17 protein-coding genes and 1 riboswitch are annotated in these 20,037 nt (G+C 38.9%); of the genes, 16 read left to right on the forward strand and 1 reads right to left on the reverse strand.

Annotated features, from left to right (window positions below):
* Positions 1 to 2: 2 nt before the first annotated feature.
* The 15 genes from cysD to HME9304_RS11080 all read left to right on the forward strand — a co-directional run bounded on the left by cysD (position 3) and on the right by HME9304_RS11080 (position 17,325).
* On the forward strand, positions 3 to 953 hold the full coding sequence (gene cysD, locus HME9304_RS11015; RefSeq protein WP_239023255.1) for a sulfate adenylyltransferase subunit CysD: 951 nt from the start codon (positions 3 to 5) through the stop codon (positions 951 to 953).
* A gap of 64 nt (positions 954 to 1,017) precedes the next feature.
* Positions 1,018 to 2,268, forward strand: coding sequence for a sulfate adenylyltransferase subunit 1 (locus HME9304_RS11020; RefSeq protein ID WP_112378649.1), 1,251 nt, complete (start codon positions 1,018 to 1,020; stop codon positions 2,266 to 2,268).
* Between the two features lie 159 nt (positions 2,269 to 2,427).
* A complete protein-coding gene (locus HME9304_RS11025) occupies positions 2,428 to 4,518 on the forward strand; it encodes a HEPN domain-containing protein (protein WP_112378650.1) in 2,091 nt (696 codons plus the stop codon).
* Between the two features lie 154 nt (positions 4,519 to 4,672).
* On the forward strand, positions 4,673 to 5,485 hold the full coding sequence (gene cobA, locus HME9304_RS11030; protein ID WP_112379798.1) for a uroporphyrinogen-III C-methyltransferase: 813 nt from the start codon (positions 4,673 to 4,675) through the stop codon (positions 5,483 to 5,485).
* Positions 5,485 to 6,138 carry a precorrin-2 dehydrogenase/sirohydrochlorin ferrochelatase family protein gene (locus HME9304_RS11035; RefSeq protein ID WP_112378651.1) on the forward strand — a complete coding sequence of 218 codons (654 nt, stop codon included), beginning with the start codon at positions 5,485 to 5,487 and terminating at the stop codon, positions 6,136 to 6,138. Before cobA ends, HME9304_RS11035 begins: the two co-directional genes overlap by 1 nt.
* A 225-nt stretch (positions 6,139 to 6,363) precedes the next feature.
* The gene (locus HME9304_RS11040) at positions 6,364 to 7,425 is read left to right on the forward strand and encodes an NAD(P)/FAD-dependent oxidoreductase (RefSeq protein ID WP_112378652.1); all 1,062 of its coding nucleotides are present in this window, start codon (positions 6,364 to 6,366) and stop codon (positions 7,423 to 7,425) included.
* 141 nt (positions 7,426 to 7,566) lie between these two features.
* A riboswitch (SAM riboswitch) is annotated at positions 7,567 to 7,705 on the forward strand.
* A 182-nt stretch (positions 7,706 to 7,887) separates the two neighbouring features.
* Positions 7,888 to 8,889, forward strand: coding sequence for a homocysteine S-methyltransferase family protein (locus HME9304_RS11045; RefSeq protein ID WP_112379799.1), 1,002 nt, complete (start codon positions 7,888 to 7,890; stop codon positions 8,887 to 8,889).
* A 40-nt stretch (positions 8,890 to 8,929) separates the two neighbouring features.
* Positions 8,930 to 9,283: a four helix bundle protein gene (locus tag HME9304_RS11050; protein WP_206170464.1), complete on the forward strand. Its 354-nt coding sequence runs from the start codon at positions 8,930 to 8,932 to the stop codon at positions 9,281 to 9,283.
* Positions 9,284 to 9,289: 6 nt separating this feature from the next.
* Positions 9,290 to 12,412, forward strand: coding sequence for a vitamin B12 dependent-methionine synthase activation domain-containing protein (locus tag HME9304_RS11055; protein WP_112378654.1), 3,123 nt, complete (start codon positions 9,290 to 9,292; stop codon positions 12,410 to 12,412).
* 67 nt (positions 12,413 to 12,479) lie between these two features.
* A complete protein-coding gene (gene metF, locus HME9304_RS11060; protein ID WP_112378655.1) occupies positions 12,480 to 13,433 on the forward strand; it encodes a methylenetetrahydrofolate reductase [NAD(P)H] in 954 nt (317 codons plus the stop codon).
* Positions 13,434 to 13,708: 275 nt separating this feature from the next.
* A complete protein-coding gene (locus tag HME9304_RS11065) occupies positions 13,709 to 14,809 on the forward strand; it encodes an acyloxyacyl hydrolase (RefSeq protein WP_112378656.1) in 1,101 nt (366 codons plus the stop codon).
* Positions 14,810 to 14,816: 7 nt separating this feature from the next.
* Positions 14,817 to 15,620: a head GIN domain-containing protein gene (locus tag HME9304_RS11070; protein ID WP_112378657.1), complete on the forward strand. Its 804-nt coding sequence runs from the start codon at positions 14,817 to 14,819 to the stop codon at positions 15,618 to 15,620.
* 78 nt (positions 15,621 to 15,698) lie between these two features.
* On the forward strand, positions 15,699 to 16,781 hold the full coding sequence (locus tag HME9304_RS11075; RefSeq protein WP_112378658.1) for a serine hydrolase domain-containing protein: 1,083 nt from the start codon (positions 15,699 to 15,701) through the stop codon (positions 16,779 to 16,781).
* Positions 16,782 to 16,979: 198 nt separating this feature from the next.
* The gene (locus HME9304_RS16990) at positions 16,980 to 17,135 is read left to right on the forward strand and encodes a hypothetical protein (RefSeq protein ID WP_164674836.1); all 156 of its coding nucleotides are present in this window, start codon (positions 16,980 to 16,982) and stop codon (positions 17,133 to 17,135) included.
* On the forward strand, positions 17,122 to 17,325 hold the full coding sequence (locus HME9304_RS11080) for a hypothetical protein (RefSeq protein ID WP_123877459.1): 204 nt from the start codon (positions 17,122 to 17,124) through the stop codon (positions 17,323 to 17,325). The genes HME9304_RS16990 and HME9304_RS11080 overlap by 14 nt, the downstream gene beginning before the upstream one ends.
* A gap of 62 nt (positions 17,326 to 17,387) precedes the next feature.
* Here the strand turns inward: HME9304_RS11080 and HME9304_RS11085 are convergent, their stop codons facing one another.
* Complete coding sequence (locus HME9304_RS11085; RefSeq protein WP_112378660.1) at positions 17,388 to 18,830, reverse strand: pyridoxal phosphate-dependent decarboxylase family protein; 1,443 nt, start codon at positions 18,828 to 18,830, stop codon at positions 17,388 to 17,390.
* Positions 18,831 to 18,997: 167 nt separating this feature from the next.
* On the opposite strand from HME9304_RS11085, the gene HME9304_RS17240 reads away from it, so the two are divergent.
* Complete coding sequence (locus HME9304_RS17240; protein ID WP_112378661.1) at positions 18,998 to 19,984, forward strand: response regulator transcription factor; 987 nt, start codon at positions 18,998 to 19,000, stop codon at positions 19,982 to 19,984.
* Positions 19,985 to 20,037 lie beyond the last annotated feature (53 nt).

Consider the following 20,037-nt stretch of genomic DNA (forward strand, 5'->3'; position numbering starts at 1 on the left):
ATATGAACATCTACACTACAGATTTAAGCTTAGCACCTGAACTTGATTCTTTGAAAGATACCTCAAACGTAAATGCTTTGGAAAATGAAGCCATTTATATTCTAAGGGAAGTAGCGGCACAATTTGAAAAACCGGTATTGTTATTTTCAGGCGGTAAAGATTCCATCACCTTGGTACGCTTGGCACAAAAGGCATTTTGGCCCGCAAAGATCCCTTTTCCGTTAATGCACATTGATACGGGGCATAACTTTTCCGAGACCATCGAATTCAGGGATAGGTTGGTGGAAGAATTGGGTGTGGAGCTTATCATTAGAAAAGTTCAGGATTCTATTAATCAAGGAAAGGTAAAAGAAGAATCGGGAAGATATGCCAGTCGTAATTCATTACAGACCACGACTCTTTTGGATGCGATTGAAGAATTCAAGTTCGATGCCTGTGTTGGCGGTGCTCGCAGGGATGAGGAAAAGGCAAGGGCGAAAGAACGGATATTTTCAGTTCGTGACGATTTTGGTCAATGGGACGAGCGTAACCAACGCCCGGAATTATTCGATATGTTGAACGGTCAAATTGAATTGGGTCAAAATGTACGTGTGTTCCCAATTTCAAACTGGACCGAGTTGGATGTTTGGTCTTACATTCAAGAAGAACATATTGAAATCCCATCCATATATTTTGCCCACAGACGAAAAACTTTCTTAAGGGACGGCATGATTTGGTCTGCGGATGATAATATCGTTTTTCGAGAAGAAAATGAAGCGGTGGAAGAGCGTATGGTACGTTTTCGTACAGTAGGCGACATGTCCTGTACCGCCGCTGTTTTATCCGATGCCATAAGCATTGATAAAGTAGTTTCCGAAATCAGGGATTCGTCCATTTCGGAACGTGGCGCACGAATAGATGACAAACGTTCAGAAGCCGCAATGGAAAAAAGAAAACAACAAGGATATTTTTAAAAATAGTGGATAGTTTATTGTTCATGGTCGATGCGAAATAGCGAACAAATAACAACAAAAAAATATGGAAGTACTGAAAATAGCAACAGCAGGAAGCGTAGACGATGGTAAGAGCACCCTCATAGGAAGAATGCTGTACGATACAAGATCACTCACTTCGGACAAACTAGAGGCCATTGAAAAAACAAGTAAACAAAAAGGGTATGACTATCTGGATTTTTCTTTGGCAACTGATGGTCTCGTGGCCGAACGGGAGCAGGGGATCACGATAGACGTTGCGCATATTTATTTCTCTACGGAAAAAAAGAGTTACATCATAGCTGATACTCCTGGGCATGTGGAATATACCAGAAATATGGTTACGGGAGCATCAACTTCACAGGCTGCAATTATTTTGATCGATGCCAGAAAAGGAGTGATAGAACAAACAAATCGTCACTTTTTCATCAATAATTTATTACGTATCAAAGATGTGGTAGTTGCTATAAATAAAATGGACTTGGTGGATTATTCCGAAGAACGGTACAATGAAATCAAAGCTGATTTTCAGGGATTGATGGCGAAGCGTGATTATCAAGAGCAACGCATAACTTTTATTCCAGTAAGTGCCTTAAAAGGCGATAACGTTGTAAATAAGTCAGAAAACACGCCTTGGTATAATGGAGATACGTTATTGGGTCATTTAGAGGAATTGGATATGGCAGCAGTCTCAAACGTTGGTACGCCACGTTTCCCGGTACAATATGTTGTACGTCCAAAAACGGAAGAGCATCACGATTTTAGGGGTTTTGCCGGTAAGGTCTATGGTGGTGAATTAAGTGTTGGTGATGAGGTTGTTGCCCTACCATCACAAACAAGGTCCAGAATCAAGGAAATTTACTTTTATGATAAAAAATACGAAACAGCTTCTCGAAGGTCCTCGGTTACGATAACCTTGGAAGATGAAATCAACCTGAGTAGGGGAGATATGCTAGTGAGAGCAAATGATTTACCAACGATAGAAAAACAGTTTACAGCAACTATTTCTTGGATGGATTCCAAACAATTAACGGCAGGAAATAAATATGTGGTACAGCACGGAGTCAACAAAGTATTGGCGAAAGTAGAAACAGTGCACCATAAGATTGCGCCAGACTATTCGGGCTTGGACACAGAAGCCAATACCTTGGGAATGAATGATATTGCACAAGTAAGCTTTAGGCTGAACAAACCCATCTTTTACGATAAGTTTAAAGAACACAGAACCAACGGCTCCTTCATTTTGATAGATACACAAACAAACAATACAGTAGGCGCAGGATTTATCAGTTCTTAGTTGAAATGTTTTTGAAAAATTAAAACCGAGGATTCATTACTAAGATTGTATGTATTTAAATAAGGAAATAATAATTTTTGTTTACAATAATCTATAAAATCTATAGGATAAATATAAAAAAGCCTAGTGTCTATTATTCAGATTCTAGCATCTTGTAAAATGCAGAGTTTTAGAACAGAAATCGAAAACCCAGTAGTTCAAAAGGACATCTTGGAACTGGAACAAAAAATCCACGAGTTCCATAATGGGAAGTTGGACGAGGAAAAATTTAGAAGTTTACGTTTGGCTCGTGGGGTTTATGGTCAGCGACAACAAGGCGTGCAAATGATTCGTATAAAACTGCCGTACGGGAAAGTCACTTCAAAACAATTACATCGTATAGCTGATGTTTCTGATGAGTATTCTACGGGTAGATTGCACATCACCACGCGTCAAGATTTACAGATTCATTATGTGGATTTAAATCGCACACCACAACTTTGGGCGGAACTGGAGAAAGATAATGTGACTTTGCGAGAGGCATGTGGGAACACGGTTCGTAACGTGACCGCAAGTGAGACAGCGGGTATCGATATTAATGAACCTTTTGATGTTTCACCGTATGCAGATACACTTTTTAAATACTTTTTGAGAAATCCTATCAGTCAAGAAATGGGAAGAAAATTTAAGGTTTCCTTCTCTGCCAGTGATGCAGATACTGGATTGTCCTACATGCACGATTTAGGTTTTATCGCCAAGCTCCAAGATAATAAACGAGGATTTAAAGTAATGTTGGGGGGTGGATTAGGCTCACAACCACGTCATGCCGATGTCTTATTTGAATTTCTTCCTACAGATAAGATTATTCCTTTGATGGATGGCGTTGTCCGTGTGTTCGATAGATACGGAGAGCGAAAAAGCAGGGCAAAGGCCCGTATGAAATTCTTGATCAAAGATGTTGGACTGGAAGGATTTAAAGCCTTGTTGGAGGAAGAGCAAGAAGCCGTTCCATATAAAACCTATCCCATTGATGTAGCAAGTTATCCAAAGGTGAAAATAGTTAAGGTAGAAGCACCCAAAGTTTCGATAGCCAATACAAAAGATTTTGAAACATGGAAGTCGACCAATATTGTTCCGCAAAAACAAAAAGGCTATGTTGCTATCGGCATCAAGGTATTATTGGGGGATTTTTACACTGATAAGGCCCGATTACTGGCAGATTTAGTACAGAACTATGCTGCTGGTGAATTACGATTGAGCTTGCGCCAGAACATATTGATTCCTTTTGTAAAGAAAGAGTTGGTTCCCTTTTTCTATTCTGAATTGGCAAAATTGGGTTTTGTTGAAGCAGGATATAACAAAGCGTTGGATATAACAGCTTGCCCCGGTACAGATACATGTAATTTGGGTATTGCGAGCAGCACGGGTATTGCCCAAGAATTGGAACGAATTATAAAAGCAGAATATCCACACTACATCAGTAACCCAGACGTGCTAATCAAGATCAGTGGATGTATGAACGCTTGCGGACAGCATAACATGGCTAACATAGGTTTCCAAGGGATGTCCGTAAGAACAAAGGATAAATTGGTGGCACCCGCATTACAGGTATTGTTAGGTGGCGGAAATACGGGTAATGGTAAAGGTCGCTTTGCGGATAAAGTTGTAAAAGTACCTAGTAAAAGAGGCCCTGAAGCATTACGTTTGATTTTAAACGATTACGATACCAACGGAAAAGAACTATCATTTGCCGATTATTACCAAGAAAAAGGGCAAATGTATTTCTATGATTTCTTAAAGCACTTAACGGATGTAGATAACCTGACACAAGAAGATTTTATCGACTGGGGGAATACAGAGCGCTACAAAAAAGAGATTGGCATCGGTGAATGTGCCGGTGTGGTAATCGATTTGATTGCTACACTATTATTTGAAAGTCAGGAAAAAATAAAGAACGCTGAAGAAGCTTTTGGAGAAGAAAAATGGGCAGCGAGTATTTACTATGCGTATTCTTCCATGGTGAACACGGCAAAAGCCATGTTGACTGCCGAGAAAACCAAGGTGAATACACACCATAGTATCATCGAAGACTTTGATCAAATATTTGTTCAACCAGGTAGGATCGAACTTGAAAATGATTTTAAAGAAACCGTGCTTCAAATTAAGGAAAATGAGCCTACCAAAAAGTTTGCAAAAAGGTATTTGAACAACGCAGAGGTCTTTTTATCAAAAGTGGAAAAATTGCGCAAAAAAGAATTGGTCGAAGCATAAAATGGAACAGAAAAATAATCATACGAATAAGCGTTCTACCTTTTCAAAAAATATAAAAGGAACAGGATTTGGTCGATATCCTGTGGGTGAGCATAGCAAGGATTTGGTGAGCGGTTCTGGCAGGGATTTGATGGGTGAGCGTAGTTGGGATTTGATGGGTGAGCTTGGCCAGAATTTGGTGGGTGAGCGTAGTCGAACCCCCAAATTGACCGTAATTGGCGCAGGCCCCGGAGATGTAGAACTGATCACATTAAAAGCCATCAAAGCATTGCAATCGGCAAATGTGGTTTTATATGATGCCTTGGTAAACGATGAACTTTTGAAATATGCTCCCTATGCCGAAAAGATATTCGTAGGAAAAAGAAAAGGGTGCTACACCTATCAACAAGAGCAAATAAACGATTTGATCGTAAGCCGAGCTAAAAGTCATGGACATGTGGTGCGCCTTAAAGGAGGTGACCCATTTGTATTTGGTCGGGGAGCGGAGGAAATGGAAGTGGCTGCAGCAGAAGGTATCAATGTCGCAATGGTTCCAGGAATATCATCATGCTTATCCGTACCCGCGTCACAAAATATACCCGTAACCAAAAGAGGAGCTTCGCAGAGTTTTTGGGTGATTACAGGTACGACCAAAGAGCATAGATTATCCATTGATGTTGCACTAGCTGCAAAAAGTAGCGCGACAGTAATCATTCTTATGGGCATGTCCAAATTGGGACAAATTGTGGGCTTGTTTAAAAAAGAGAGAAAAGAAACTTTACCGATAGCCATCATTCAAAACGGTACTTGCGAAAATGAAAAAATAGGTATTGCTACTATTGAAACTATTGAAGAAGAAGTTGCAAGACAAAAATTATCCAATCCAGCAATCATTATTATTGGTGAAGTTGTAAATAATAGGCAACAATTACTGAATCTGCAACGTAAAAATAATTTTGTCGAATTAAAAGAAAATATATCAGTGTAATGGAAAGAAATAATCTATACCCTGTATTCCTCAAAACAGCAAACCTTCACATATTGATTGTAGGCGGCGGCAATGTGGCCGAAGAAAAATTGACGTTCTTGACAAAATCCAGTCCAGATGCAAAGGTGACCATGGTTTCTCCCATGTTCAGGAAAGCAACAGTGGCATTGGCCAACAACTTCAATGTTGAAATGATAGAGGATGGTTATGATGAAAGCTATTTGGAAGGAAAACACATGGTCATAGCAACGACCGATGCTCCCGAAGTCAATGTTAAGGTGTATGAAGACTGTAGAAAATTGAACAAGTTGGTAAACGTAGCCGATAATCCTCCGTATTGTGATTTCTATATGGGCGGAATCGTGACCAAGGGTAATGTCAAAATAGCGATCAGCACTAATGGTAAATCTCCCACTACGGCCAAACGCTTACGCCAGTTTTTTGAAGATGTGATTCCAGAGGACATCAATAAAATGGTTCAAAACCTGAACGGTTATAGAAAAACAATAAAGGGGGATTTTGAGGAAAAAGTGGATAAAATGAATGAAATTACCAGTCCCTTAGTTTCAAATTCCGCCACAGCTCAAAGAAAATTAGGATATGCTTGGTTGGTTAAAGCAAAAAGAGCGTTGCGAATAGCTAGCATCTTTTGATCATTCTATGGACAATGAACAAGGAAAAAGGGTAGAAGGGTATAAGAACAAAATTTGAGCTAAACCCTTTAATAAATTAAGTATAGGCTTTGTCCAAGCAAACCAAAAACATTAGTTCTAACCACTAACCACTAACCACTAACCACTAACCACTAACCACTAACCACTAACCACTAACCACTAACCACTAACCACTAACCACTAACCATTCAATACTTAATACTAATGATACAAACAGACATATTGATCATAGGCGCGGGGCCAACAGGATTGTTCACCGTTTTTGAAGCGGGATTATTAAAGCTGAAAACGCACATTATTGATGCGCTACCACAACCGGGTGGACAATGCTCCGAGATTTATCCAAAAAAACCCATATATGATATTCCTGCATTTCCAGAAATTTTAGCAGGCGATTTGGTAAATAATTTAATGGAACAGATCAAACCGTTCCAGCCTGGCTTTACCTTGGGCGAAAGAGCGGAAACATTGGAGAAACTGGGAGACGGGTCTTTTGTGGTAACTACAAATAAAGGTACAAAGCATACCGCTCCCGTTGTTGTAATTGCTGGCGGACTTGGGTCTTTTGAACCACGAAAACCACCAATTGCCAATATTGCAGACTACGAAGGTCATGGGGTTGCGTATATTATAAAAGATCCCGAAGTATATCGAAATAAAAAAGTAGTTATCGCTGGTGGTGGCGACTCTGCCCTGGACTGGGCAATTTATCTTGCAGATGTAGCCGCTGAAGTTTCTTTGGTTCACCGTAGAAATGAATTCCGTGGCGCACTCGATTCTGTTGAAAAAGCATCAGAGTTGGCAAAATTGGGTAAAATAAAATTGTTTACCGAAGCTCAAATAACGGAATTACATGGTACCGACGCATTAAATGGCGTAGTCGTAAAACATAATGATAATAAGAAGGAAGATACCTATCTAGAAGTGGATAATTTTATTCCGTTGTTCGGACTTTCACCAAAATTGGGGCCAATTGGCAATTGGGGTTTAGAGATAGAAAAGAATGCCATAAAGGTGAACAATGCCAAAGATTATCAAACAAATATTCCAGGAGTTTTTGCTATCGGTGACGTCAATACGTACGAAGGAAAATTAAAATTGATACTGTCCGGTTTCCATGAAGCTGCGGTAATGTGCCAGTATGCCTATCAAATCATCAACCCAAACAAACGTTTTGTAATGAAATATACAACGGTGGGCGGCGTGGAAGGATTCGATGGAAGCAAGAAAGAGGCTAAAAAAGAAGTAATTCAGAGTATAGCCTAAAATTTTGTTCTTAATTTATTTAGCTAAAGCCCTCAGGTGCATGCATGAGGGTTTTTAAGGTTCAAAACAAAGAAACCATGGGCATAATTTGGTTTTCATCAAGCTGCGCCGTTACTTTGTATCCAGTTCATTAAAATTCTGAAGTTATCAAGAAAGGTTGAGGGAATAGACCCTTTGATGCCTTAGCAACCCTTAGCGTATTCTGGTGCCTATCAGAATCTAAGAAGGTGCTAAATTCTACTTTGTGCTGAATCCAGTTCGGTATCATGGCAGATAACAATGAGAAAATAAATCTTATTTTTTTTTTCCTTACTTGATTAATTAGCGCATTACCACGCTTGCGTGGTCGGGCTTTCAGCAGTCGCTTTTTATGGTCGCGGACCATAAAAGAGCTTCAACAGTGCTTCAATCCCTAATGCAGACTTATGAATTTCTTGAAACCGTTAGATGGAGAATTTAAAAATGGCAAAAATAAAAGACATATTAAAAGAGCGAATTTTGGTACTGGACGGGGCCATGGGCACTATGCTGCAGCGCTATAAATTTACCGAAGAAGATTTTAGGGGAGAACGGTTCAAGGATTGGGAACATCCTTTACAGGGAAATAATGATTTATTGTCCCTGACCCAGCCCAAAGCCATTGCCGAAGTACATCGAAAATATTTTGAAGCTGGCGCGGATATCGTGGAGACCAATACCTTTTCCGGGACCACCATTGCCATGGCCGATTATTACATGGAAGAGTTCGTTTATGATTTAAATTATGAATCTGCAAAAATTGCACGTCAAGTAGCTGACGAATTCACTGTAAAAGAACCCAACAAGCCCCGTTTTGTAGCAGGGAGTATCGGTCCAACAAACAAAACGGCGAGTATGTCACCGGATGTCAACGACCCAGGATTTCGGGCAGTCTCTTTTGAGGAATTGCGCATTGCCTATAAGCAACAAGTAGAAGGTTTGTTGGATGGCGGTGCGGATATTTTATTGGTGGAAACAATTTTCGATACACTCAATGCCAAAGCCGCTTTATTTGCCATTGAAGAGGTGAAAGAAGAACGAGGTATCGACGTTCCGATTATGATCAGTGGTACCATTACCGATGCTTCGGGAAGGACTCTGTCCGGCCAAACTGCCGAAGCATTTCTGATATCCGTTTCCCACATTCCAATGCTATCTGTAGGGTTTAATTGCGCATTGGGAGCAAGTCAACTAGTACCTCATTTAGAAGTGCTGTCCGCTAAAACAGATTATGCGGTCTCCGCACATCCAAATGCGGGACTGCCCAATGCCTTTGGGGAATACGATGAAACCCCAGAGCAAATGGCCAAACAAATTAAAGAATACGTAGAAAAAGGATTGGTGAATATCGTTGGCGGCTGCTGTGGCACGACGCCGGAACATATTGCCGCAATTGCGCAAGTTGTAAAAGATTATGACCCGAGAGAGTTGATAATTTTTAGTTGATGGTTGTTAGTTGATGGTTTTTAAAAGTCATTAGATTATTATGAAGGTTTATGCGGAATTAGACATTTGGAAGGAATCTCGAAAATTGGTAAGTACAATCTATACTACTACCAACGAATTTTCAAAAGAAGAAACTTATGGATTAACCGGTCAAATGAGGCGCTGTGCTATTTCTGTTCCTTCAAACATCGCAGAAGGGTACGGAAGAAGAACCGCTCCAGATACTATTCAATTTTTACACATAGCTCGTGGTTCTCTATACGAGCTGGAAACACAATTATATTTAGCTCTCGATTTTAATTACATCAGCAAACCCAAGTTTAATAAAATAATTGGAGACATTGTCAGCTGCAAAAGATTGATGAATGGATTTATCAAATATTTTAAAAAGTGAGTGATTATGGGGAGATTATCAACAACCAGCAACCATCAACCATCAACTAAATATCTCAAACTCTCGGGTCTTGAACCTCTGGTCATAACTCCGGAAAGCAATTTTATAAATGTAGGGGAACGTACCAATGTAGCCGGTTCAAAAAAATTTCTTCGTTTGATTAAAGAAGAAAAATTTGACGAGGCTCTAGATATTGCCAGAAATCAAGTTGAGGGTGGTGCCCAGATCATCGATATTAATATGGATGATGGTTTGATCGATGGCAAAGAAGCCATGGTCAAGTTTTTGAATTTGGTAATTGCCGAACCTGATATCGCCAGGGTTCCTATTATGATAGATAGTTCCAAATGGGAGATTATCGAAGCTGGATTACAGGTGGTACAAGGTAAATGTGTGGTGAATTCCATCAGTCTTAAAGAAGGGGAAAAAGAATTCATCCATCACGCAAAACTGATTAAGCGCTACGGTGCTGCGGTAATCGTAATGGCCTTTGATGAGGTGGGTCAAGCTGATAACTATGAAAGACGTATTGAAATCTCCAAAAGGTCGTATAATATTCTGGTGAACAAAGTTGGGTTTGCACCAGAGGATATTATTTTCGACCTGAATATTTTTCCTGTTGCTACGGGAATGGACGAGCACAAACGAAATGCCATTGATTTTATTGAGGCTACACGTTGGGTACGTAAAAATCTTCCACATTGTAGCGTGAGTGGAGGGGTCAGTAATGTTTCGTTCTCCTTTAGGGGAAACAATCCGGTACGTGAGGCAATGCATTCCGTGTTTTTGTACCATGCCATTAAAGCGGGAATGAATATGGGAATCGTCAACCCGACCATGTTGGAAGTATATGATGATATTCCAAAGGATTTGCTGGAACATGTCGAAGATGTAATCTTAAACCGTAGGAATGATGCTACGGAAAGATTGCTCGATTTTGCAGAATCGGTCGTAGGGAAGGCAAAAGAAAGTAAGGTCGATTTGTCTTGGCGCGAAGAACCCTTGCAGAACAGGATTACACGTGCCTTGGTAAAAGGTATAGATCAATATATTGAAGAGGATGTAGAGCTGGCACGTCAAAGCGTTTCCAAACCCATTGAAGTTATTGAAGGCCATTTGATGACTGGAATGAATGTAGTCGGTGACCTCTTTGGTAGTGGAAAAATGTTCCTTCCCCAAGTAGTAAAGTCTGCACGGGTAATGAAAAAGGCAGTAGCATATTTACTTCCCTATATAGAAGAAGAGAAGGAAAAATCAGCCCCCCAACCCCCAAAGGGGGAGCAGTATTGGAAAACGGCAAATCCTGTGCTATATGGCTTGTTGAAGGAGCATGCCAAAAGAATGCGAAATCATCCCACAGAAGCCGAGAAACTACTTTGGAATGCCTTGGGTGGAAAAAATCTTAATGGATTCAAGTTTAGAAGGCAACACATTATTGGAGAATTTATTACTGATTTTATCTGTCTTAAACAAAACTTGATTGTTGAAGTGGACGGTTTGCACCATCAACTGCCAGAAAACAAAAAATCCGATTCGGAACGTACAGCTTGGCTTGAAAAAGAAGGTTACCGAGTCGTTCGCTTCACAAATGAAGAGGTTTTGGGAAACCTTGAATGTGTCTTGGAGCAAATACACGAGCAGTTAATGGCTCCCCCTTTGGGGGATGGGGGGCGTGGTGCCGGTAAAATCCTTATGGCTACCGTTAAAGGTGATGTCCATGATATTGGAAAGAACATTGTGAGCGTTGTTTTGGCCTGTAATAATTATGAAATTGTTGATTTAGGGGTTATGGTTCCCCCTGAAAAAATCATCAACGCTGCAATAGAGCATAGTGTGGATGTTATAGGTTTAAGCGGATTGATAACTCCTTCGCTGGACGAAATGGTTTTTTTGGCCAAGGAAATGGAACGTCAGAACTTTAAAGTACCGCTATTAATTGGGGGAGCCACGACGAGCAAGGCACATACAGCTGTCAAAATTGACCCTCAATACAGCAATACTGTAGTTCATGTGAACGATGCTTCCAGAGCGGTAACCGTTGTTGGTGATTTGCTTCAAAAAGAAACATCCGATGGTTATAAAAGCGATATCAAACTAGATTACGAAGAATTTCGTGATAAGTTTTTAAGTCGAACCAAGAAAAAAGAATATAAAACAATCGAAGCTGCAAGGGCAAATAAATTTCAAATCGATTGGAGCAGCGCCGAAATCGTAAAACCTAATACATTGGGCATTCAAATTATTGATGATTTGGATTTGGAAAAACTTATTGATTATATCGATTGGACGCCATTCTTTAGGAGCTGGGATCTGCACGGTAAGTACCCCAATATCCTTACGGACAATGTTGTAGGAGAGCAAGCAACGGAATTATTCAAAGATGCCCAAGAAATGCTTCAAAAAGTTGTTTTGGAAAAAAAATTAAAGGCAAAGGGTATTTTCGGATTATTTCCAGCAAATACCGTGAACCACGATGATATTCAAGTGTACTCCTCCCCTTCTGGGGGAGGCAGGGAAGGGGTATTCAGAACCCTTCGTCAACAATTAAAGAAAAGGGAGGGAGTGCCCGATTATGCGTTAGCTGACTTTATCGCTCCAAAAGAAAGTGGCAAACAAGATTATATAGGTTGTTTTTGTGTAAGCACTGGTTTTGGCACAGCGGAATTGGCAGCGGACCATGAAAAGAAATTGGACGATTATAGCTCTATCATGATTAAGGCACTTGCAGACCGTTTGGCAGAGGCTTTTGCGGAATATTTGCATAAAGAAGTCCGTACAAAACATTGGGGCTATGCGGTTGATGAAACGTTGTCCAATAAAGATTTAATAGAGGAAAAATACAGAGGTATTCGGCCTGCCCCAGGTTATCCTGCTTGTCCAGACCATTTGGAGAAATTGACCATTTGGAATTTATTAAATGTAAAGGAAAATATTGGTGTAGAACTAACGGAAAGTTTGGCCATGTGGCCTGCTGCAAGTGTTAGTGGTTACTATTTTGGCAATCCAGAGGCTAAGTATTTCGGACTGGGAAAGATAAAACAGGACCAAGTTGCAGATTTTGCAACGCGCAAAGGAATTAAAATCGAGAAAGCCCAAAAATGGCTCGCTCCAAATTTGGTTGATGAATAAAACAGTTTATGGTTCATAGTTGTCAAATCAATAAAAAACAGCGAACAACCAGCAACGAACAAAAAAAATGAAAGTAACAGACCACATAAAAAAAGCAAAAGGTGAAACCCTATTCAGCTTTGAGATAATTCCACCGGTAAAGGGAAAAAGTATCAAGGAACTCTATGACAATATTGACCCCCTCATGGAATTTAACCCACCATTTATTGATGTAACCACTTCGCGCGAAGAATTTGTGTATATCGAAAAGGGTAATCTATTGGATAAGAAATTGACCAGAATGCGCCCAGGGACTTTGGGTATCTGTGCTTCTATAAAACACAAATACAATGTTGACGCCATTCCGCACGTACTTTGCGGAGGTTTTACCAAGGAAGAAACCGAATATCTGTTAGTTGATTGCCATTATTTGGGGATAGACAACGTTATGGCACTTAGAGGTGATGCCATGAAAGAAGAAAAGTATTTTGAACCAACCAATGGGGGACATCAATACGCATCCCAATTGGTAAAACAGATTCAAGAGTTAAATTGTGGTAATTATTTGCATGAGGTAATCGAAACGGATAACTGTTCCGATTTTTGTATCGGTGTTGCTGGTTACCCTGAGAAGCATATGGAAGCCCCTTCTCTAAAATCAGATTTAAAACGACTAAAAGAAAAGGTGGATAGAGGAGCAGATTATGTAGTGACACAAATGTTCTTTGACAATCAGAAATATTTTGAGTTTTTGGAAGAGGCGAGAAAAATGGGTATTGATGTACCTATCATTCCAGGTATAAAACCAATAGCTGTAAAAAAACATCTACAATTACTGCCCCAAGTTTTCCGTGTTGATATCCCTGAAGATTTGATAGAAGCCGTTGAGAAATGCAAAACAAATAAGGAAGTGCGTCAAGTGGGGGTGGAGTGGTGCATACACCAATCAAAAGAACTTAAAGAAGCAGGAGTTTCTGTATTGCACTATTATTCTATGGGAAAATCAGATAATATTAAAGCAATTGCAAAAGAAGTGTTTTAGTTTGGTTAGTGGTTAGTGGTTAGTGGTTAGTGGTTAGTGGTTAGTGGTTAGCAACCATTGTTCACTGTTCATTGTCCATTGTTCAAATTTATCCCTCATCTATCACCCGTCACCACTCACCTGTTGCCTGTCATTTATCATCCGTCATCCACCATTTATCATAAAGAACTATGCTACAACATTTTTTCATGTGAATTTGATTTAAATCATTAACAATAAATTTTATTTATCCTTCTCATTCCCAACTTCGTAATTCATACTTACCTTTGCGCCCAATGAAGCGCCTACTTTATTTTCTTTTAATAGTCTGCTGTAGCTATGGATTTTCCCAAGAGGAAAAAAAATCAAAAAAATTTGTATTGGATGCGAGTCAATTTTATGGTTCAATTCTATTGCATAATCCAGATATTTCACATCTTATAACCAACCACCCAGGTGGAGTTATTTTGGGCTTCAATAGAAAAAGATATGGAAACGAGGAATGGGAATCATTATACGGATATCCGGACACAGGTTTTTCGTTTGTTTATCAAAACACCAATAATTCGACCTTGGGCGACCTCTTTGGTTTATATACCCATTATAATTTTTATTTTTTCAAGCGCAATGTACAATTCCGTATTGGACAGGGTTTGGCTTACAGTACCAACCCTTACGACAAGAACAGGAATTTTAGGAACAATGCCTACGGGTCGCATATTTTGTCATCCACCATGGTTATGCTCAACTATCACAAAGAAAATCTTATAGCTGGGCTAGGTTTTAAAGCAGGTATTTCTTTGTTGCATTATTCCAATGCTAATTTTAAAGCTCCAAATACATCCACAAATACTATGGCCTTCAATTTTGGGTTGACCTATGATTTGGATTCTGAAACATCCCATGACTTCATTGAGCTTGAAAATGTTGAAAAAGTATCTGAACCCATAAGATATAATTTTGCATTAAGGGCTGGGGCCAATGAAAGCGACATTATTAATTCTGGACGCTACGGATTTTGGATTCTCTCCGCATACGCAGATAAAAGGTTGGGGAGAAAAAGTGCCCTTCAATTGGGTGCAGATGTGTTTTTCTCAAATTTCTTAAAAGAACTGATACGATTTCAATCTATCTCATTTCCAGAGCTAAACGTAGCACCTGATATGGATTATAGAAGGGTTGGATTATTCGTTGGGCATGAACTTTTTGTGAATCAATTGAGTGTTGTGGCACAATTGGGGTATTATGTTTATTACCCTTTTGATTTTGAGGGCAGGGTCTATAATCGTATTGGGCTCAAACGTTATTTTGGAGAAAAAATGTTCGGAGCGATCACACTAAAATCGCATGGGGCAAAAGCGGAAACCGTTGAATTTGGAATAGGAATCAGACTTTAAAAGATACATGTTAGAAGTTAGTTTTTTAAATAGAAGAAGCAAGGTCTTTATAACTAAACTCAAGGAATTTCTTTGGTTTGGTCTATTTTCCCTATTACTGTCCTGCAATGGAGAAAACACACCTGACTGTTTTCAAAATGCTGGCAATTTGGTTCGTGAGAGCGTCGAAGTTTCAGAATTTGATGCGATTACCGTTTTTGAGAACATCAATCTTGTCATACAACAAGGTGAGGAACAATCGGTAGAAATTGAAACAGGGGAGTATTTAAGAAATGACGTTTCTGCAACGGTAACAGATGGACGTCTGATGTTGCGCAATGAAAATAGCTGTAACTTTTTTAGGGATTATGCCTTAACAACAATATATGTGACCGCTCCAAATATAGTGCAAATACGTAGTAGTACAGGCTTGCTGATTTCCAGCATCGGTATGTTGAATTACCCAAGCCTTTCTTTGGTTTCGGAAAGTTTTACCGAACCAGAAGCGCAGACCACAGATGGAACATTTGATTTAAATGTGAATTCTGAAAACGTTCAAATAACAACCAATGGTATAGCCTATTTTAAACTGAGAGGAACCACTATTGATTTTGGTATAACTATTGCCGCGGGAGATTCCAGAATAGAAGCTGAGAATTTGATTGCCCAAAATGTAGATATTAACCATCGTGGGTCAAATGATGTTTTTGTCAATCCACAATTGCGAATAAGTGGTGTAATTAGGGGAGTAGGAGACGTTATCAGTAGCAACCGCCCACCTGAAGTTGAAGTTGAAGAACTTTTTAATGGAAGATTGATTTTTGAAGATTGATATGTCAGCAAAGCGAAGCAACTTCGTAACTTAAATAAAAAAGAGTTTTCTTGGGATTTACCTAACTATTCTTGTGACATGAATCTGTTCTCATACCTCAAAAGTCTATTTTCATCATCATCAGGGATTAAATCTTTTGAAACACTCAATGGTTTAGATCTGACGGATGCCATATTGCACAATTTAGTTGTTGAAAACAGAATTCCAGGAGTTTCCATTACTATTTTAAGAAAGGGCAAGTTGATTTACGAAAGGGGATACGGCTATGCTGATTTAGACAAAAAAGTAAAAATAAGTCCCCAAAAAACATTATTTCGTATCGCCAGTATTTCAAAATGTATAACAGGTCTTGCATTGGCAAAGATGGTTGAGGAAGAAATAGTGGAATTGGATGCATCTTTTTATAGGTATGTTCCCTACTATCCAAAGAAGAAATATGATTTCACCTTAAGGCAGCTGGCAAGTCATACAGCAGGTATTCGTGGTTACATGGGAAAAGAATTTGCCTTGAATATGCCTTATTCCATTAAAGATAGTATCGAAATATTCAAAGACGACCCATTGGTTTTTAAACCGGGAAAGGGCTATCTCTACAACAGTTTTGATTTTGTTCTGTTATCACTTGCTATGCAAGAGGCCTGTGGCATTCCATTTGAAAAGTATGTAGCTGAAAAAATTCTGGAACCTTTGGGAATGTCGAATACGATGCCCGAAGGGGTTACCGAACATAGCCGAAGTAATCAGAAAAAGGTAGTTGAGCAAAGTCTAACCTATACCAAAACTAAAATGGGCTTCAAAAAAGCAGTTCCGGTAAATAATTACTACAAACTTGCAGGTGGAGGTTATTTATCAACGAGCAACGATATTGCTAAGTTGGGAAAGGCTATTTTAGATAAGGAACTGGTAGCTCCAGAGATTTTAAAAGAAATATTGACTTCTCAAACTGTGAATGGAAGCTTAACCTATTACGGATTGGGATTTCAGGTGAGCCAAGATGATCAGGGCAGAAATTATGTGGGCCATGTGGGGAACAGTGTTGGTGCTTATTCAAATTTTTTTGTGTATCCAAAAGAACAGGTCGTGATTTCGGTCTTGATAAATTGTACAAATCCTCAAATTCAAAATGATTTAAATAGGGCATACAACGAACAGATGTTTTAACTTTAATAAAAAAGGATTTTTTGACAACCGTAAAGAAAAGAACCAGGGTACATTTGAACTTAACATGTACATAATGAAAAAATTAATTTTATTCTTGCTTTATGCTCAATCAGCTTATTTATATCAAATGTCAATGCCCAAGAGCTAACTTCGTTTCAAGGTTTCTGAGCACAAGAGTATTGCCAAGATGATGGGAAATTGTCCAAAAGCGAATTCAAAAGTCTGCTTTATACGAATAATGAGGCAACGGCCTATTGGAAAAAATCAGAAATAAATGCTGCTGTAGGTTACTTGGCCTTTATTGGTCAAAATAGGTTTTACGGTTTGGACAGCTTCAGAATTGGCAGAAGATGATGGTGACGCATTAGTACCGGCGTTGGGCACAATAGGTTTCGGGTTGATTGGAAGTTTCTTCTTGTATCAATCAAATAAAAATTCAAAAAAAGCAATTTTGACTTATAATGAGCATCTTGATTATAAAACTTCTTTTAGGCTTGTTCCTATGGGCAATAGAAATGGCCTTGGTGTAGCTTTAAAATTTTAAATACTCCATATCTCAAGAAGGTAAAGATTTCACATTTCTTTATTCCAATCGGGATTGGTTCATTATAATTTTACGAGACTTTGGTCATTTGCGAACTTTCTGCAAAGTGCTAAAGTCTCTTTTACATCATCAATAGTAGTTCTCGGATTTATGAGGCACATACGCAAAACCACTTGTCCATGCAATAATGTCGTTACCAAGAGTGCTTTTCTTGAAGTGACCACTTTTTCTGAAATGTATTGATTCATGGCATCAAGCTGTTTTTCGGTACAATTTTTTCCAATAGGATTGTACCTAAAGTTAATTATTGCCAATGTAGCAGGAAAAATAACTTCCCATGTTTTGCTTGCCCTAAGGATTTTTTCTACTTTTTCGGCCAAATCAATATTATAGGTTATCGCATTCCTGAACTCTTGAAGGCCAAAGGTCTTTATGGACATGTAAAACTTTAACGCCCTGAATCTTCTAGTCAGTTGAATGCCGTGGTCGTAAAAATTAATTTCAGATGTATTCCCTTCGATATCCCTAAGGTATTCAGGTTTTTCCGTGAAGGTATGACTTAAGTGTTTGTGGTTCCTGACTAAAAGGCAGCCCATTTCATAAGGCTGAAAAAACCATTTATGGGGATCTACCGTTAAAGAATCCGCTTTTTCAATGCCCTTCATCATTTGTTTGCCCTTTTTAGATAATATGGCCGCAGCACCATATGCACCATCAATATGAAACCAGATGTCTTCTTTTTTACAGATTTTTGCCAACTCGGAGAGTTGGTCAACGGTACCTGTATTAGTAGTTCCGGAAGTGGCTATCAAACAAAAAGGAAGAAGACCTTTTAACCTATCTTTTGCGATGCAATTTTTGAGTTTATTGATGGAAAACTTAAACTCAATATCTGTAGGGATGATACGAATTTGTTCTTTCTTAAATCCAAGCACCCTAATCGCTTTAATATTGGATGAATGTGCCTGATCGGATAGGTAGATTATAGCTTTGGAAAAATCCTCGCCACATTTAATTCTTCGTGCTGTTGTCAATGCCGTTAAGTTTGCCATTGAACCGCCGCTGGTAAAAATACCACCACCCTTTTTCTGTGGAAAGCCAAACATTTTTAAGAGCCACTGTATGGTTATGATTTCCAATTCTGCCGCGGCCGGTGATGCGACCCATCCTCCTGAGAATATATTGTATCCCGTTGCAAGCGAATCAGCCATAACACTCACAAAATTACTTGGACCTGGAACAAACGAGTATGATTTGGGGTGCGAAAGATTCGTACTCTTTGTCATTACGTTTTCAAGAACAAAATTTAGTACATCGATTGGCGCCGAACCTTCTTCTGGAGCTTCTTCCAGAAATAGGGAATCCATTTCTTCCCTAGAACCCATGGCTACGGGCAATTCACTATCCTGTGTTTGAAAATGTGCTACAATGGCATTTATTACTTGATGACCATACGTTTTCATCTCTTCTTCCGATAATTCCAAACTAGCGAGGTTCTTTTTCATATATCATGTTAAAATGGAAACGCAAAAATACCGATTTGAATACTGGAATAACATGATGCTTGAGGTAAAATAATGGTAGAAAAAATAGTACTGCAGATGACAATGGAAAACGACAGTCACAGTTGCTTCAATACGTTAAATACAGTAAATTTAGCTCTAAAGCCATTATGATGTACAGAAACTTTTTAATTATAGCTTTGGTCATTACTGTTTTAAGGGTTTCTGCCCAAGATGCGGTTTCGGGTTTTGTCAATCTAGAAAACCCTGAAGAATGGGAAACCGATATACACCTAAGTAAATTATCAATCGACCATTTAAAAAGCGATGCCGAAGGAAAACCTGTGGCCATAGCAAAGATCAAAAAAGATGGCTCATTTTCCTTTAATAAAAAATATATCTCGGACTCGGACCAATTGTACCGATTGTCCATCAATCGTATTAAAAAAATGATAAATGATACGGTGAAAGCAGAAGTTGATTTTATTCATTCCAATAAAGGGTTTATCCAATTTAAGAGAGGTAAAGAATTATTTGCCGATATTGAAACAACCAACGAAGCGCAACAAGAATGGCAAAAATTCAATGAGTTTGAGGCAAATCTGTCCGGGCACTATCGATCTGCAAAAGAAAAGATAGCCTCACGCAAAGGTTTTGTCAAGGACTCACTTCAAATCTTAATGGTAAAGCTCATAGGTATCAAACAGTTGGAAAGCCAGCAATTGTTGGACAAAGATATTGCCCAAAATGAAATGTATTATCTAAACCTGCTTTCAGAATTGCGAAAAAGCGATTTGAACCCGACTACATATATCTTTTTGGAAAAAAAGTTGGCCTACCTCACAAATGTTTCTTTGGAAAAAGAACTGCAACAAAGTAGGTGGATGAATCTTGGACTGTTCATAATCGTACTTGTTTTGGGCTACATTACCTTAAAAGTGAAAAGAAAAAAGCAAGCTATCGTTATCCCTGACTTGAGTAAACAGGAAACGACCATTCAAAACCTCATTCTTCAAGGAAAAAGTAATAAAGAGATTGCCAATGAACTTTTTATCAGTCTAAGCACGGTAAAGACCCATATTACCAATATTTACAATAAACTGAACGTGGCCAATAGACGGGAGTTATTGCAAAAGAGTACGGGTACTAGTACCTAAATCAGACCTGTTTTTCTTCATTCCCATGATACCCAGGTATTACTTTGTTTCAA

This window comes from Flagellimonas maritima, from assembly GCF_003269425.1.
GTDB classification, from domain to species: Bacteria; Bacteroidota; Bacteroidia; order Flavobacteriales; family Flavobacteriaceae; genus Flagellimonas; species Flagellimonas maritima.

Bases quoted from the DNA above. Each gene is read 5' to 3' on its own strand.
- cysD (WP_239023255.1), top strand. From the start codon at position 3: ATGAACATCTACACTACAGATTTAAGCTTAGCACCTGAACTTGATTCT.
- HME9304_RS11020 (WP_112378649.1), top strand. From the start codon at position 1,018: ATGGAAGTACTGAAAATAGCAACAGCAGGAAGCGTAGACGATGGTAAG.
- HME9304_RS11025 (WP_112378650.1), top strand. From the start codon at position 2,428: ATGCAGAGTTTTAGAACAGAAATCGAAAACCCAGTAGTTCAAAAGGAC.
- cobA (WP_112379798.1), top strand. From the start codon at position 4,673: ATGGGTGAGCTTGGCCAGAATTTGGTGGGTGAGCGTAGTCGAACCCCC.
- HME9304_RS11035 (WP_112378651.1), top strand. From the start codon at position 5,485: ATGGAAAGAAATAATCTATACCCTGTATTCCTCAAAACAGCAAACCTT.
- HME9304_RS11040 (WP_112378652.1), top strand. From the start codon at position 6,364: ATGATACAAACAGACATATTGATCATAGGCGCGGGGCCAACAGGATTG.
- HME9304_RS11045 (WP_112379799.1), top strand. From the start codon at position 7,888: ATGGCAAAAATAAAAGACATATTAAAAGAGCGAATTTTGGTACTGGAC.
- HME9304_RS11050 (WP_206170464.1), top strand. From the start codon at position 8,930: ATGAAGGTTTATGCGGAATTAGACATTTGGAAGGAATCTCGAAAATTG.
- HME9304_RS11055 (WP_112378654.1), top strand. From the start codon at position 9,290: ATGGGGAGATTATCAACAACCAGCAACCATCAACCATCAACTAAATAT.
- metF (WP_112378655.1), top strand. From the start codon at position 12,480: ATGAAAGTAACAGACCACATAAAAAAAGCAAAAGGTGAAACCCTATTC.
- HME9304_RS11065 (WP_112378656.1), top strand. From the start codon at position 13,709: ATGAAGCGCCTACTTTATTTTCTTTTAATAGTCTGCTGTAGCTATGGA.
- HME9304_RS11070 (WP_112378657.1), top strand. From the start codon at position 14,817: ATGTTAGAAGTTAGTTTTTTAAATAGAAGAAGCAAGGTCTTTATAACT.
- HME9304_RS11075 (WP_112378658.1), top strand. From the start codon at position 15,699: ATGAATCTGTTCTCATACCTCAAAAGTCTATTTTCATCATCATCAGGG.
- HME9304_RS11085 (WP_112378660.1), bottom strand. From the start codon at position 18,830: ATGAAAAAGAACCTCGCTAGTTTGGAATTATCGGAAGAAGAGATGAAA.
- HME9304_RS17240 (WP_112378661.1), top strand. From the start codon at position 18,998: ATGATGTACAGAAACTTTTTAATTATAGCTTTGGTCATTACTGTTTTA.